General features: G+C 62.2%; 16 protein-coding genes and 2 tRNA genes. 12 read left to right on the forward strand and 6 right to left on the reverse strand.

The annotated features are described in order from the left end of the window. Nucleotides 1–6: 6 nt before the first annotated feature. From BSY16_RS13055 to BSY16_RS13075, 5 genes are all read right to left on the reverse strand, one after another. Nucleotides 7–1,662: an HAD-IIIC family phosphatase gene (locus BSY16_RS13055; RefSeq protein ID WP_069060059.1), complete on the reverse strand. Its 1,656-nt coding sequence runs from the start codon at nt 1,660–1,662 to the stop codon at nt 7–9. A 20-nt stretch (nt 1,663–1,682) separates the two neighbouring features. Further along, the gene (locus tag BSY16_RS13060; RefSeq protein ID WP_069060060.1) at nt 1,683–1,967 is read right to left on the reverse strand and encodes a hypothetical protein; all 285 of its coding nucleotides are present in this window, start codon (nt 1,965–1,967) and stop codon (nt 1,683–1,685) included. A gap of 231 nt (nt 1,968–2,198) precedes the next feature. Further along, on the reverse strand, nt 2,199–3,314 hold the full coding sequence (gene neuC, locus BSY16_RS13065; protein ID WP_069061531.1) for a UDP-N-acetylglucosamine 2-epimerase: 1,116 nt from the start codon (nt 3,312–3,314) through the stop codon (nt 2,199–2,201). A gap of 14 nt (nt 3,315–3,328) precedes the next feature. Continuing rightward, nucleotides 3,329–4,360 (reverse strand): N-acetylneuraminate synthase family protein, encoded by a 1,032-nt coding sequence (locus tag BSY16_RS13070; RefSeq protein WP_069060061.1) that lies wholly within the window; start codon nt 4,358–4,360, stop codon nt 3,329–3,331. 198 nt (nt 4,361–4,558) lie between these two features. Continuing rightward, nucleotides 4,559–4,633: transfer RNA gene (locus BSY16_RS13075), tRNA-Thr, on the reverse strand. 145 nt (nt 4,634–4,778) lie between these two features. On the opposite strand from BSY16_RS13075, the gene BSY16_RS13080 reads away from it, so the two are divergent. The 11 genes from BSY16_RS13080 to BSY16_RS13130 all read left to right on the forward strand — a co-directional run bounded on the left by BSY16_RS13080 (nt 4,779) and on the right by BSY16_RS13130 (nt 12,128). After that, entirely contained in the window at nt 4,779–4,967 is a 189-nt protein-coding gene (locus tag BSY16_RS13080; protein ID WP_069060062.1) for a hypothetical protein, read from the forward strand. A gap of 168 nt (nt 4,968–5,135) precedes the next feature. Continuing rightward, nucleotides 5,136–6,428: a UDP-N-acetylglucosamine 1-carboxyvinyltransferase gene (gene murA / locus BSY16_RS13085; protein ID WP_069060063.1), complete on the forward strand. Its 1,293-nt coding sequence runs from the start codon at nt 5,136–5,138 to the stop codon at nt 6,426–6,428. Nucleotides 6,429–6,529: 101 nt separating this feature from the next. Continuing rightward, nucleotides 6,530–6,967: a DUF2948 family protein gene (locus BSY16_RS13090; RefSeq protein WP_069060064.1), complete on the forward strand. Its 438-nt coding sequence runs from the start codon at nt 6,530–6,532 to the stop codon at nt 6,965–6,967. Nucleotides 6,968–7,013: 46 nt separating this feature from the next. Then, the gene (hisD, locus tag BSY16_RS13095) at nt 7,014–8,312 is read left to right on the forward strand and encodes a histidinol dehydrogenase (RefSeq protein ID WP_069060065.1); all 1,299 of its coding nucleotides are present in this window, start codon (nt 7,014–7,016) and stop codon (nt 8,310–8,312) included. Between the two features lie 4 nt (nt 8,313–8,316). Next, the gene (locus BSY16_RS13100; protein ID WP_069060066.1) at nt 8,317–8,793 is read left to right on the forward strand and encodes a UPF0262 family protein; all 477 of its coding nucleotides are present in this window, start codon (nt 8,317–8,319) and stop codon (nt 8,791–8,793) included. A gap of 4 nt (nt 8,794–8,797) precedes the next feature. Beyond that, nucleotides 8,798–9,259, forward strand: coding sequence for an arsenate-mycothiol transferase ArsC (locus BSY16_RS13105; RefSeq protein WP_069060067.1), 462 nt, complete (start codon nt 8,798–8,800; stop codon nt 9,257–9,259). Nucleotides 9,260–9,403: 144 nt separating this feature from the next. After that, nucleotides 9,404–9,622: a translation initiation factor IF-1 gene (gene infA / locus BSY16_RS13110; protein ID WP_069060068.1), complete on the forward strand. Its 219-nt coding sequence runs from the start codon at nt 9,404–9,406 to the stop codon at nt 9,620–9,622. Nucleotides 9,623–9,688: 66 nt separating this feature from the next. After that, a complete protein-coding gene (locus tag BSY16_RS13115; RefSeq protein WP_069060069.1) occupies nt 9,689–10,309 on the forward strand; it encodes a Maf-like protein in 621 nt (206 codons plus the stop codon). Nucleotide 10,310: 1 nt separating this feature from the next. Further along, entirely contained in the window at nt 10,311–10,520 is a 210-nt protein-coding gene (yacG, locus tag BSY16_RS13120) for a DNA gyrase inhibitor YacG (RefSeq protein ID WP_069060070.1), read from the forward strand. Nucleotides 10,521–10,694: 174 nt separating this feature from the next. Beyond that, nucleotides 10,695–10,770, forward strand: a tRNA-Phe gene (locus BSY16_RS13125). 191 nt (nt 10,771–10,961) lie between these two features. Further along, nucleotides 10,962–12,128 carry a pyridoxal phosphate-dependent aminotransferase gene (locus BSY16_RS13130; protein ID WP_069060071.1) on the forward strand — a complete coding sequence of 389 codons (1,167 nt, stop codon included), beginning with the start codon at nt 10,962–10,964 and terminating at the stop codon, nt 12,126–12,128. Nucleotides 12,129–12,134: 6 nt separating this feature from the next. On the opposite strand, the gene BSY16_RS13135 is transcribed toward BSY16_RS13130, so the two are convergent. After that, entirely contained in the window at nt 12,135–12,662 is a 528-nt protein-coding gene (locus BSY16_RS13135) for an AAA family ATPase (protein WP_069060072.1), read from the reverse strand. A gap of 104 nt (nt 12,663–12,766) precedes the next feature. Between BSY16_RS13135 and galE the strand changes: the two genes are divergently transcribed. Then, the gene (gene galE, locus BSY16_RS13140) at nt 12,767–13,759 is read left to right on the forward strand and encodes a UDP-glucose 4-epimerase GalE (RefSeq protein ID WP_069060073.1); all 993 of its coding nucleotides are present in this window, start codon (nt 12,767–12,769) and stop codon (nt 13,757–13,759) included. The last annotated feature ends 1 nt before the right edge of the window (nt 13,760 follow it).

The following is a 13,760-nucleotide window of genomic DNA, read 5'->3' on the forward strand; positions in this document are numbered from 1 at the left end:
CCGCTCCTACGCATCCATGGAAATGGTGAGGAAATCCGGCTGCGGGTAGGCGCTCTCCAGATTCCAGCGGTAGAGATTTTCCTCTTCTTCGGAAAGACCGCTTCGCTTGAGGAATTCCAGCATGGGCTGGTTGCGTTTGGTGGGCTGGAAGCGGGCGAAGCCGAGCTTGGCGCCCCGCTCGGCCGCCTTGGCCAAGGCAACGCCCAGCATGGCCTCCTCGATCTTCCGCCCCATGACGCGGCAGCTCATGATGAAATCCACCACTTCCGCCTCTTCGCCGCGCACATCCAGCGTGACGATGCCGGTCAGGCCCGTATCGCCGAAGCGGTCGCTGACGCGGAAGCCCCAAAGATAACGGTCTCCGTCGGCCACCCAGGTTGCAAGCTCGTTTTCATTGGCACGGCGCGTTGCCAGATTGAACTGGTTCGTCTTGTTGAAAAGCTGGACGATACGCGCCTGGTTGGCGCTGTTCAATGGCGCGATCTGCACCCTCATGTCGATGGAGCGGAGCCAGTCCTCTTCCGATCCGGCATTCTGCTGGAGTTCCTGCCGGGCGCGCTCTTCAACAAACATGGCCGCGCGCTTCTTGTCTTCCTCGCTCAGCGCAGGAAGATCGAAGCAGGTCAGGGTATACAGCGCCCTGGTATAGTCGGTCGGATCCTCGGGCCATTCGGGCACAAAGACGTCCGGCAGCGCTTCGCGCACACGCGCACGCTCAGCCGAGTTGTCGTCAAGGAAGACCACCGAAGCGAGGCCGAGATTGACCGCCTTGGCGATCTCGACGATGTTCTGCGCCTTGTCCTGCCAGTTGATGCGCCAGCAGGCGAAATCGTCCTTGCGCAGAACCATTTCGGGATGCTTCTCGATGGCTTCGAGTGCGTTGCTCTCGTAGTTCTTGCTGGCGAGGGCGAGAATGATGCCCCTGCGGGTCAGGGCCTTGAGGGCGCGCTGAAAATCGACATGGGCCTCACCGATATGGTCGTGGCCACCGAGCTTGAGGCCTTCCCAACCGACATCGCCGAGAATGCCGCCCCATAGCGTATTGTCGAGGTCGACCACGATCAGGCGCCGCGAGGTTCCGCTGAGGCCATGGATGGCGGCGGCGATCTCGCGGGCACAGACTTCAAAGAACGGCAGGGTGAAGGGCACCTTCCCGGCATACCAGAAGCGCGCATTCGTCTTCGGCGCATCGAAATTGATCAGTACGCGCTCGGTATCGAGCAGGAAGACGTTGTTTACGTCCGCCAGCTGATCGGCAAGGCGATTGTTGGCGCGGTTGACCGCGTAGCGCAGGCCCTGGCCCGGACGATAGTCGGCCATGCCGTGCCCGCGCATGCCGAGCGGAATGCTCCAGGAAAAGACCAGGACCGTTTCCTGGTGGCGGGCGGCCTCGCGCAGTTCGGATGCGAAGTAATCGACATCCCGATCAAGCGCCGCCTTATCGACGGGATCGAACTGCGAAAGTGCCTGGAACGACGGCAGCGTATTTTCGATGCGGCTGAAAACCACCAGCGTTTCTGTTGCCGCCGGATGCTCTTTCAGGCCCTGGAAGACCTGTCCATAGGGAGCGACGGCCACTTCGGAACCGGGAAGGTGTTTCAAAAGGAGCGGCTTGAGGAGGTCAGCCGTGAAATCCGCCAGAATGCGATATTTGCGAGCCATGGATGTCACCTGGGGCTTCGTCAGACGCGCGCTGCGATATAGGCAGCAACACCACTGAATTTATGGAACTGCTCTTTGTTTTTCTCGTCGGCGAGGGCCGACAAGAGATCGATGCGACCGCCCGCATCCTTGACAAATTGCTCGAGATTGATGGTCAGGGTGAGCACATTCACGGAGTCGAGTGGGCTTTCTTCCGCGATGAACCATTCGTCAAGAGAGCGCTTCAACAGCTCTTCGCCGTGCATGGCGTTGATCGAGTCGATGGCTTGAAGAATAGCGTTCTCAATTGCCGGAGCTATCGTCATGGATTGTAAAGATCACACGTTTCCTAGAGAAGAGGCACCTGTTAGCACCCTTTTCCGGCGATGTCGACGCGCCGGCCGGCAAAGAACAGGCGGCCGCAAACAGGCTGGAATTGCCCGTTTTGCGAAGCTGACGGACCACTGCAATAGTGCTGTTTCGACTTGCAAAATGCTTTAGGCCACATTTAGGGCGCCCTTCAAAGGAAGAGCAGCGTCAGCTTCTCCGGCAACCGCTTAGTCGTTGAAGTTCTTCTGCATGGGGGCTGCCCAGAAATCCCGCGTATCCAGGATGTCAGCGAACAGGAGTGCTGCATTTCCACTGCCGAAGGCGTTGTTCCGCTCATAGCGCCGACCCCACTCGTCACGCAGGAATTTTTCGATCCCGGCAACATCCAATGCAGACGTGTGGGTGATGGACCCGGCCACCGACCTGTTGCTCTGGCGCGTTCCCAAATCCAGGCTGGGCACACCGAGGAACGGCGCCTCGCGCACGCCGGCACTGCTGTTGCCCACAACCGCTTTCGCATTCTTCATGAGCTCGGAGAAATACGCGAAGCGCATGTTGGGAAGGCGCCGAAACCGAGCGTCGTCCAACCGTTCAATCTCGGCGAAAATCGCTTCGCTTCCGGGATCGTTATTGGGCGAAATGACGACGAAATTCCTGCCACTGGCATCGAGCGTATCAAACAGGGCCTTGGCCTGCGCGCCCATCGTATCGCGCTCGGATGTAACAGGATGGAAGGTGACGATTCCATATTCCGCGAAGGGAATTTCGTAATGACGATGCACGTCCTCGATCGTCACGCCGGACGGCCGGCGATGAAAATCCAGCTCAGGCGAGCCGATATTGTAGATATAGTCCGGATTCTCGCCGAGCGCCATGACGCGCCCCTTTGCCGCTTCCGAGCTGACGAAATGGTAGGTGCAGAGTTTGGAGTTGCAGTGGCGGTAAATTTCGTCGATCGTGCCGGAAACCTCACCACCTTCGATATGGGCGGAGCGGATGTAGTTCGTCGCGCAGACCAGGGAAACCGCCAGCGCCTCGATCCGGTCGCCGTGAACAATGACCAGATCCGGCCTGTGCTCGTAAACCCAATCGGAAAAGCCGAGCACCGTCTTGGAGAGGATCAGATCCTGCGGGTCGCCGAGCCGCTGGTTGATGAACTCATGAACCTGAATGCCCGGAAGCCGCTTTACTTCTTTCTTGGTCGCGCCGTATTTTTCCAGCATATGCATGCCGGTGACGAAAAAAGAGACACTATGGCCCACCGCCTGCGCCGCCAGCGCAAGCGGCTCGAGCTTGCCGAAATCGGCTCGCGTCCCCGTCACGAAGAGCAAGCTCTTCGCCATTTTCGCGTCGGATGTCATTGACCGAAATCGCTCCAGCGAAGCTGCTCGTTCCGGTTCCGGTCGACCTTGATCGTCTTGCCGATCAGTTCATCCAGTTTGTAGCCCGGAATTTCACCGTTGCCCGGACGCCGTGCCCATACGTCATATTCGGTAATCACGTCGCCGGCCTTTAGCGGGCGCTCCGCCACCACCGAGCTTCTTGCAAAGCGGTAGACGGACTCTTCCAGCTGGGAGCGACGCTTCTCATTGTGCAGGGCGGTGTGAATTTCGCGCGAGCGATCGATGAGGAAACGCAGTTCAGCCGGATCCATCGAACAGGAGATGTCGGGACCCACGCGATAACGCGTATCCGTGAAATGACGCTCCAGGATGCAGGCGCCAAGGGCGACAGAGGCCAGCGCCATTTCCGGCCCGATGCTGTGGTCGGAAAATCCGACGATCGCATTCGGGAAGGCTTCCTGCAGGTCGCGTACGCCGCGCAACGACACGATTTCCGGCGGAGATGGATAGAGATTTGTGCATTCCAGAAGAGCGTAATCGATACCAGCGTTGTCGAGCACCTCGACGGAGGCGCGGATCGTCTCGATCGTCTGCATACCGGTGCTCATGATGACCGGCTTGCCGAACGAAGCGATGTGTCGCAGCAAAGGGATGTTGTCGCACTCGCCACTGCCGATCTTGAAGGCGGGCACGTCGATGCTGTTGAGAAAATTCGCGGCCTGACGAGAGAATGGCGTCGATATGTAGATCAGGCCCAGGCTCTCGGCATATATCTTCAGCTCAGCCTCGTCCTCTAGGGACAGCGCACAGGACTGCATCACGTCCCAGATCGAGACGTCCGCGTTCGGCGGGAAGATGTTCTTGGCTTCCTCGGTCATTTCGTCTTCGACGATATGCGTCTGGTGCTTGACCAGTTCACAGCCGCTACGGGCCGCTGCCAGCACCATCGACTTGGCGATATCGAGGCTGCCGCCGTGGTTGATGCCAATCTCCGCAATTACGAGCGGCGGAAAAGACGGACCGATTTCGCGCGTTCCGATTTTCATGCTTCTATCCCTTCGATGACTGTTCTTCGCACTGACGGAAATTGCCGGGGGAGTCAATATTGGGCAATTCAAGGCTTATGAACGATTCAGCGCGTGTTTCATGTCGTATGACTAGCGCCTTTCCGTTGCGGCAACGGACGGTTGAAGGCGGGCGCTGCCGCAGTCATAAAAGGGATGTTGGGAAATAGGACTGAAAAATGGTGCTGCTAGAGAGATTTGAACTCTCGGCCTCTCCCTTACCAAGGGAGTGCTCTACCCCTGAGCTATAGCAGCGTCCGGCGAAACAAGGCTGCTTCGCGTAAGCGAGGGCCTATTGCCATAGCTCACCCGGCAGTGCAAGCGGCGATTTCGCGATTGGCGCAACAAATGTGATGCGTACCCACTTTTATACGGGGTCGGATTCATTCAGAGAGTATGCATGACCGACAAGGAAGAGACGAAAACCAGGAAGATCAGGACCGAGGCGGAGATCCGTGCGGAGCGGCTGGCAAAGACGCTGCGCGACAATCTCCAGCGCCGAAAGCAGCAGGCACGCGCCCGGCGCTCCGGCGCGGCGGATGAAACGACCGGATTGCCTGCCGCAAAAAAAGACGAATCGGACGGTTAGTCAGGCCTGTCTTCGCCATGAAGGCCAAGGGGGTGGTTTGCGAACCGGGCGCGCGAAAAAAACGGGCGGCGGGCATGCTCTTCATTTTTCGCTCGCGATGTTCTAAAGAGCCGCCATCTCCGAAAGCCGATATTCTTTGAGAAAGGCGGGCCCGGCCCGTAATCGCACATGGATCGTATCCGAATTGTAGGCGGCAACGAACTGAGGGGCACGATCCCGATTTCCGGCGCCAAGAATGCGGCGCTTCCGCTGATGATCGCGTCGCTTCTGACGGACGACACGCTGACGCTGGAAAACGTACCGCATCTCGCCGACGTCGAGCAGCTCATCCGCATCCTCGGCAACCACGGCGCCGACATTTCCGTTAATGGTCGTCGCGAGCGCCAGGGCGAAGGTTATTCCCGAACGGTCAATTTCACCTCGCGCAACATCGTCGACACCACCGCGCCCTACGAGCTGGTCTCGAAGATGCGCGCCTCGTTCTGGGTCATCGGCCCGCTGCTCGCCCGCGAAGGCAAGGCCCGTGTCTCGCTGCCGGGCGGCTGCGCCATCGGCACGCGTCCGGTCGACCTGTTCATCGAGGCGCTTGCAGCGCTTGGCGCGAATATCGAGATCGACGGCGGCTATATCGAGGCGACGGCGCCGAAAGGCGGCCTGATCGGCGCGCGTTATACCTTTCCGAAGGTTTCCGTCGGCGCCACGCATGTCCTCATGATGGCGGCAACGCTTGCCCGCGGCACGACGGTGATCGGCAACGCCGCTCGCGAACCGGAAGTGCAGGACCTTGCCAAGTGCCTGAACGCCATGGGCGCCAAGATCACCGGCGCCGGCACCGCGACGATCACCATCGAAGGCGTCGACCAGCTCTCCGGTGCGCGCCACCGCGTCCTGCCCGATCGCATCGAGACCGGTACCTATGCCATGGCTGTCGCCATGACCGGCGGCGACGTCGTGCTGGAAGGCACAGACGCCTCCCTGCTCGACACCGCGCTTGAGGCGATCCGCCGCTCCGGCGCCGAGGTCACCTCCACCGAAAGCGGCCTGCGCGTCGTGCGCAATGGCGGCGGCATCAAGCCGGTCGACGTGGTGACCGACCCCTTCCCCGGCTTCCCGACGGACCTGCAGGCCCAGTTCATGGGCCTGATGACCAAGTCGAGCGGCATTTCGCACATTACCGAGACGATCTTCGAAAATCGCTTCATGCACGTGCAGGAACTGGCCCGCCTTGGCGCGAAAATCTCGCTGTCCGGCCAGACGGCCAAGATCGAGGGTGTCGAGCGGCTGCGCGGCGCACCGGTCATGGCGACCGACCTGCGGGCCTCGGTCTCCCTCGTCATCGCCGGCCTTGCCGCCGAAGGCGAGACGATGGTGTCGCGCGTCTATCATCTCGACCGCGGCTTCGAGCGGCTGGAAGAAAAACTCACGCGCTGCGGCGCCATCGTCGAGCGCGTCAGCGATTGATCTTCGAACGCGGCGGAGTTGCAGTCCGCCGCACTCCGTCCTATCTCGTGGAATAGATCGGGATGCCGCAGATCCGCGGCGTCCCCGGGAAGGACTACCCTATGGACAGCCTGAAATTGCTTGCTCTCGACGCGGAAGACCTTTCCGTCGTCTCCGCCCACCTGCAGGATGCGGTCTTCAAGACCGACGGCCTCTCCTATGACGCCCGCCACCACGTCTTTTCGGTCGTCGTCAACCGCTTCGTCTGGGAAACGGCCGCCGGCCGCCGCAAGGCCTTCGAACGGCGCCGCGCCGTCGTCGCCTTCAAACGCGTCAATGCGGTGCGCTCGCTCGGCATTGACCGCAAGGATGCCGACGCCGTGCTTTCCCTGCTCGCCGTGAACTTCGCCCAGAAGGACGATGGTCCGGACGGCACGCTGGAACTCGTCCTGTCTGGCAACGCCTCCATCATGCTCGATGTGGAATGCGTCGAAGTTCAGCTTGCAGATACCGGCGGAGCGTGGGAAACCAGTCTGAAACCCCGCCATCCGGCGGTTTGAGGCATGGATCCGGCGCTTTTCGCCGGGAGACGACAGGACGGACGACTTGGCGATCAGACTTGACTACCAGAGCAGCGATTTCGAAAGCCGGTTCGCTGCCTTCCTGACGACCAAGCGCGAGGTCTCCGAAGACGTCAATGCGATTGTCCGCACGATCATCGACGATGTTCGCGCGCGGGGCGACAAGGCGCTCGCCGATTACTCCAAAAAATTCGACGGCCTGGACTTTGCCGTCACCTCCATGCGCGTGTCGCTCGAGGAGATCGACGCTGCCTTCGATGCGGTCGATGCCAAGATCATTGCAGCACTCGAACTCGCCGCCCAGCGCATCGAAAAGCATCACGCCCGCCAGAAGCCGAAGGATGACATCTACGAGGACGATATCGGCGTCGGCCTCGGCTCGCGCTGGACGGCAATCGATGCCGTCGGCCTCTATGTACCGGGCGGCACGGCAAGCTATCCGAGCTCCGTGCTGATGAACGCCGTGCCGGCCAGGGTCGCCGGCGTGCCGCGTATCGTCATGGTCGTGCCGGCGAAGGAAGGCGCGATCAATCCTGCCGTGCTCGCCGCCGCCCGTATTGCCGGCATCGACGAGATCTACCGCATCGGCGGCGCGCAGGCCGTCGCGGCCCTCGCCTACGGCACCGAAACGATCGCACCCGTCGCCAAGATCACCGGCCCCGGCAATGCCTTCGTCGCCGCCGCCAAGCGTCATGTCTTCGGCACGGTCGGCATCGACATGATCGCCGGCCCCTCCGAAGTGCTCATCATTGCCGATGCCGACAACGATCCAGACTGGCTCGCCGCCGACCTGCTCGCCCAGGCGGAGCACGATGTCGGCGCCCAGTCGATCCTCGTCACCGACAGCGTAGACCTTGCCAATGCCGTCGAGGCCGCCGTCGAACGGCAGCTGAAGACGCTGGAGCGCTCGGAGACGGCCGCCGCCAGCTGGCGGGATTTCGGCGCCGTCATTCTCGTGCCGGACCTCAAAAAATCGGTACCGCTGGCAAACCGCATCGCCGCCGAGCACCTGGAGATCGCCACAGCCGATCCGGATGCGCTGCTGCCGCAAATCCGCAATGCCGGCGCCATCTTTGTCGGCCGCCACACGCCGGAAGTCATCGGCGATTATGTCGGTGGGTCGAACCACGTGCTGCCGACCGCCCGCTCAGCCCGCTTTTCCTCCGGCCTTTCCGTGCTCGACTATATGAAGCGCACGTCCATCCTGCGCCTCGGCCCGGATCAGTTGCGGGCGCTTGGTCCTGCCGCCGTCACGCTGGCCGAAGCCGAAGGGCTCGGCGCCCATGCCCGCTCCGTCGCCATCCGGCTCAACCTGGAGACATGAGGCCATGGGCACGACGGGCAGCTTCCGCCTCTGCGACGTGGTGCTGGACGACACGATCGGCCGCGCCACGCCGGATGTGGAGCACGAGCGTGCCGTCGCCATCTTCGACCTCATCGAGGAAAACACCTTCGAGCCGATCGGCCATGCCGGCGGCCCCTACCGCCTGAACATTTCGCTTCTCGATTCCAAGCTGGTCTTCACCGTCCGCACCGAGGCCGGTGACGATGTCGCCACCCACATCCTTTCGCTGACGCCGTTCCGGCGCATCGTGAAAGACTATTTCCTGATCTGCGAGAGCTATTACCAGGCGATCCGCTCGGCGACACCCAGCCAGATCGAGGCGATCGACATGGGCCGGCGCGGTATCCACAACGAGGGCTCGCAGACGCTGGTGGACCGGCTCTCGGGCAAGATCAAATTCGACTTCGACACCGCCCGCCGCCTCTTTACGCTCGTCTGCGTTCTCTATTGGCGCGGGTGAGCGGATGGAGGGCGTTTCCCCGGCACCTCAGGAAACCCGGTCGCGAACACCCCGCTCGCTTCTCTTCATGTGCCGTATGAACGCCGTGCGCTCCCCAATGGCCGAGACGATCGCCCGCAGCCTGCTGCCCGGCACCTATGTCGCCTCCGCCGGCGTGCGTCCCGGCGAGCGTGACCCCTTCGTCGATGCGGTGCTCGACGAGGTCGGCCTCTCGCTTGGCCGCCATGCGCCGCGGTCGCTCGATGAACTGGAAGACGACTATTTCGACCTCATCGTCACGCTGGCGCCCGAAGCCCACCATGCAGCCCTCGAACTCACCCGCTCGATGGCAGTCGACGTCATGTATTGGCCGACACCCGACCCGACGGTTGCGACCGGCACACGCGAGCAGATTCTGAGCTCGTACCGCGAGGTTCGCGAATTTCTGAAAACTCTGATAGAGAAGCGCCTGAAAGACCCGGGCTGAGCCTCCAGGGGCCCGATTTTCGGCAAATGCAGAAACCCGGCGCTTCGGTGTTCACAAAGCACCGGGGATTGTGTAGTTTCCGGCAAATTTTTCGAGGCGGGCATCCGGCTCGCCCTCATCCACCTACAGGAATATCATCACAAGATGGCAAAAGAAGAAGTCCTCGAATTCCCCGGCACCGTGACGGAACTGCTCCCGAACGCAACGTTCCGCGTCAAGCTCGAAAACGAGCACGAGATCATCGCGCATACCGCAGGCCGCATGCGCAAGAACCGCATCCGCGTTCTCGCCGGCGACAAGGTTCTGGTCGAGATGACCCCGTACGACCTCACCAAGGGCCGCATCACCTACCGTTTCAAGTAAGCCAGAGGGGCCGCGCCCTCGCCCGGCTGATGCCGCAGAGCGAAGACCGGCGCCCCCGGAGACCCCATGGCGCAGACCGACACGCTCATCCTTGCCTCCGGCTCGCCGCGCCGCGTCGAACTGCTCGCGCAGGCCGGCATTGAACCCACGCGCCTGATGCCCATGGATATCGACGAGACGCCGAAGCGCGCCGAGCATCCCCGCTCGCTGGCGCGGCGTCTCTCGACCGGCAAGGCTCAGGCGGCGCTCGCCGCGATCAAGGGCGATCCCGCCTTTGCCGGCAGCTACATCCTTGCTGCCGACACCGTCGTCTCGGTGGGTCGCCGCATCCTGCCGAAGACCGAGATGATCGACGAGGCGTCGAGCGCACTCCATCTTCTCTCAGGCCGCAGCCACCGCGTCTTTACCGGCGTGTGCCTGATCACGCCGGACCGCACCGTGCGCCAGAAGGTCATCGACACCAAGGTGCGCTTCAAGCGCCTCTCGACCACCGACATCGAGCGCTACCTCGCCTCCGGCCAGTGGCGCGGCAAGGCAGGCGGCTACGCCATCCAGGGCATTGCCGGCAGCTTCGTCGTCAAATTGGCCGGCTCCTACACCAACGTCGTCGGCCTCCCCCTCTACGAAACGCTCGCCTTGCTTTCCGGCGAAGGTTTTGACGTGCATGCCGGCTGGGCGGACGCCTGACATGGCGGACGAAAGCAAAAACCCGGCCGCGACGGTCGCGCCCCTGCGCAAGGCCGTCCCCTGTCCGATCTGCAAGCGGCCCTCGGCTCGCGAGCACTATCCCTTCTGCTCGCCGCGCTGTCGCGATGTCGATCTCAACCGCTGGCTCTCCGGTTCCTACGCCATTCCCGTTGCCGACGATGAAACGAAGGCCGACGAAGACGACATGTGACGCCTTTGTCGCACGGCAAAAACACAATCTTTTCCAAAGCTTGCACGACCCGTCATTTTTCCCGCAAAAAACCGCCCATAGGGCTGGACACATTTTTGCAAGATGCTATAACCCCGCTCGCTCCCGGGGCGAAACCAAGCGCCCCACGGATTTCCAAGCGAAATCCACGTAGATGCCCGGATAGCTCAGTTGGTAGAGCAGCGGATTGAAAATCCGCGTGTCGGTGGTTCAAATCCGCCTCCGGGCACCATTTTTTCCATTTATTGCCGCAAGCTGGACTACCCGATGAATTCGGGTTTCCCGCTCTGACACATCCTCCTTCCATCACAGAATTCGATAGATCTGTCAGCGAAACTCGCGTGAACGGTCCCGCGAAACCGGATAGACCTTTGCTGCTTCGCCTTTCCTGGCGACGGCCGGATTTCTGTTTGCGGAGTTTTCATGAGCATCGTCGAAAGCCTTAGCCCCCGTTCGCTCCGGGCGCCGGAGAGCGGGATCGTCGAAGTCGTCAATTATGCGCGCGGGCGTGAGGGGCTGATCCCGCTTTGGGTGGGCGAAGGGGATCTGCCAACGCCGCAGTTCATTGCGCGCGCGGCGTCCGAGGCGCTGCTTGGGGGCGAGACATTTTATACGTGGCAGCGCGGCATTCCCGAGCTCCGGGCGGCGCTGTCGCGTTATTACGCCCGGCGCTTCGGCAAGGTACTGCCGGCCGAGCATTTTTATGTCGTCGGCTCCGGCATGCAGGCGATCAAGCTTGCCATCGAGGCGCTCGTCTCACCGGGCGGCGACATGGTGTATCTGACGCCGGCCTGGCCGAATTTCGCGGCGGCAGCAGAGCTGTCCGGGGCCAATCCGATTACCGTGCAACTCGATTTTGCCGGCGGGCGCTGGCAAGTCGATCTTGATCGCGTCGAGGCGGCAATCACGCCGAAGACCCGCGTGCTCTTCGTCAACACGCCGTCCAACCCGACCGGCTGGACGGCGACGCGCGAGGACCTGGAAAACCTTCTCGCCATCGCACGGCGCCATGACCTGTGGATCATGGCCGACGAGATCTATGCGCTCTATCACTATGCCGGTGGACGCGCGCCCTCCTTCCTCGATGTGATGGAGGATGGCGACCGGGTCATCTTCGTCAACTCGTTTTCGAAGAACTGGTCCATGACGGGCTGGCGCGTCGGCTGGATCGTCGCCCCGCCGGAAATAGGCCAGGTGCTGGAAAACCTCGTGCAGTATTCCACCTCCGGCGTGCCGCAATTCCTGCAGCAGGGTGCGATTGCCGCGCTCGACGAAGGTGATGCCTTCGTGCAGGCGAATATCGACAAGGCGGCCAGAAACCGTGACGTCTTCTGCGACGCGCTGATTGCCACCAATCGGGTGGAGACGCTGAAGCCGGACGGCGCGCTCTATGCCTTCCTCAAGATCGACGGCGTGACGGATTCGCGCCTGACGGCGCTCGATATCGTCGACCGCACCAATGTCGGCCTTGCGCCTGGCACGGCCTTCGGCCCCGGCGGCGAACTTTTCATGCGCGCCTGTTTCCTGCGGGATCCCAAACAGGTCGCAGAAGCGGCCGACAGGCTGGCGCGCTATATCGCGGCGCGCTGAGGCTGGTCACAACTGGTCGAGCACGAAGTTGGCGCGCTCGACCACCGAAACCTTGGGCAAGATGACCGTCTCATATCCAAGGGCGGGATAGAGCTTTTCGAGCCGGTCATATTCTTCCAGGGCGGCGTCGAAGCCATGGCGGCGCTCCGCGTCGCCGGCATAGATGTCCGGCCAGGGCGGAGTGAGGAAGACACGCCTGTTGTAGCGATGCCCGGCCGCCGGCCCGGCCAGGACCGGCTCCCCGCCTGACACCTCAAGCGCCGACGCGGCATCGACGAGGCCACGATCGAAAAAGACGAGCCCCGGGTGATCGCGCACCGCTTCGCGATCGGCGAGCGCCATGGCAATGGCGCGGCGGGCAAAGGCAGTGAGATCAAGCCATGGCAGGGCCTGGCCACCGCTTGCCAGTTCCTCCTGCACGATGCGGCGTCCCGGTTCCTCGACGACAACATGGCCACGCCGGCGAAGTTCTTCGAGCAAGGTCGATTTTCCGCCGCCCGAGCAGCCGGAAAGCACGATGAAGCGGTCGGACATGATGTTGCCTTTCTGGAACGGGAAAACGGCGGGGCGTGATTGCGGTTGCGTCCTGCCGGTCGGCAAGGTGATATGCCTGAAATTCGGGCGATTCGGAGGGTTATATGGCGGTTCTTGTCACGGGCGGCGCGGGTTATATCGGCAGCCACATGGTCTGGGCGCTCATCGACGCCGGCGAAGAGGTGGTGGTGCTGGACCGGCTTTCCACCGGCTTCCGCTGGGCCGTGGCGCCGGAAGCGCGGTTCTATGAGGGCGACATCGCCGATGCCGCGCTGTTGGCACAAATCTTCGCCGAAAACGCCATCGACGCGATCATTCATTTTGCCGGTTCGATCATCGTGCCGGAATCGGTCGCCGACCCCCTCTCCTATTACGAGAACAATACGGTCAAGTCACGGGCGCTGATCGCCGCCGCCGTCGCGGCGAAGGTGCCGTATTTCGTGTTCTCCTCGACCGCCGCCGTCTACGGCACGCCTGATGGCACCGAGCCGGTGCTGGAAACGGCCGCGCTGCGACCGGAATCGCCCTACGGCTCCTCCAAGCTGATGACCGAGATCATGCTGCGCGATACCGCCGCGGCGCATGACTTCACCTATACGGCGCTGCGTTATTTCAACGTTGCCGGCGCCGATCCGCGCGGCCGTACCGGCCAATCCAGCGCCGGCGCCACCCATCTCATCAAGGTCGCCAGCCAGGCAGCCCTTGGCAAACGCGACGGTATGGATGTCTACGGCACGGACTACCCGACGCCGGACGGCACCTGTATTCGTGACTATATTCACGTCAGCGACCTTGCCAATGCACACCTCAAGGCGCTGCAGCGCATGCGCGCGGGCGGTGGCTCGATCGTCGCCAATTGCGGCTACGGGAGGGGCTTCTCGGTTCTGGAGGTTCTGGAGCAGGTGAAGGCGGTATCCGGCACGGATTTCCCGGTGCGGGTCGCCGGCCGCCGGCCAGGCGATGCAGTTCTGATCGTCGCCAATCCCTCGGTCGCGATGAAGGAACTCGACTGGAAGCCGGAGCACGACGACCTCACCTTCATCGTGCGCACCGCGCTCGACTGGGAAGATCACCTCGGCAAGCGCAATCAGCGTTGAC

This window comes from Sinorhizobium sp. RAC02 (assembly GCF_001713395.1).
Lineage (GTDB): Bacteria > Pseudomonadota > Alphaproteobacteria > Rhizobiales > Rhizobiaceae > Shinella.

Excerpts from the sequence above, each read along its gene's own strand:
- BSY16_RS13055 (WP_069060059.1), bottom strand. The coding sequence starts at position 1,662 with ATGGCTCGCAAATATCGCATTCTGGCGGATTTCACGGCTGACCTCCTC.
- BSY16_RS13060 (WP_069060060.1), bottom strand. The coding sequence starts at position 1,967 with ATGACGATAGCTCCGGCAATTGAGAACGCTATTCTTCAAGCCATCGAC.
- neuC (WP_069061531.1), bottom strand. The coding sequence starts at position 3,314 with ATGGCGAAGAGCTTGCTCTTCGTGACGGGGACGCGAGCCGATTTCGGC.
- BSY16_RS13070 (WP_069060061.1), bottom strand. The coding sequence starts at position 4,360 with ATGAAAATCGGAACGCGCGAAATCGGTCCGTCTTTTCCGCCGCTCGTA.
- BSY16_RS13080 (WP_069060062.1), top strand. The coding sequence starts at position 4,779 with ATGACCGACAAGGAAGAGACGAAAACCAGGAAGATCAGGACCGAGGCG.
- murA (WP_069060063.1), top strand. The coding sequence starts at position 5,136 with ATGGATCGTATCCGAATTGTAGGCGGCAACGAACTGAGGGGCACGATC.
- BSY16_RS13090 (WP_069060064.1), top strand. The coding sequence starts at position 6,530 with ATGGACAGCCTGAAATTGCTTGCTCTCGACGCGGAAGACCTTTCCGTC.
- BSY16_RS13100 (WP_069060066.1), top strand. The coding sequence starts at position 8,317 with ATGGGCACGACGGGCAGCTTCCGCCTCTGCGACGTGGTGCTGGACGAC.
- BSY16_RS13105 (WP_069060067.1), top strand. The coding sequence starts at position 8,798 with ATGGAGGGCGTTTCCCCGGCACCTCAGGAAACCCGGTCGCGAACACCC.
- infA (WP_069060068.1), top strand. The coding sequence starts at position 9,404 with ATGGCAAAAGAAGAAGTCCTCGAATTCCCCGGCACCGTGACGGAACTG.
- BSY16_RS13115 (WP_069060069.1), top strand. The coding sequence starts at position 9,689 with ATGGCGCAGACCGACACGCTCATCCTTGCCTCCGGCTCGCCGCGCCGC.
- yacG (WP_069060070.1), top strand. The coding sequence starts at position 10,311 with ATGGCGGACGAAAGCAAAAACCCGGCCGCGACGGTCGCGCCCCTGCGC.
- BSY16_RS13130 (WP_069060071.1), top strand. The coding sequence starts at position 10,962 with ATGAGCATCGTCGAAAGCCTTAGCCCCCGTTCGCTCCGGGCGCCGGAG.
- BSY16_RS13135 (WP_069060072.1), bottom strand. The coding sequence starts at position 12,662 with ATGTCCGACCGCTTCATCGTGCTTTCCGGCTGCTCGGGCGGCGGAAAA.
- galE (WP_069060073.1), top strand. The coding sequence starts at position 12,767 with ATGGCGGTTCTTGTCACGGGCGGCGCGGGTTATATCGGCAGCCACATG.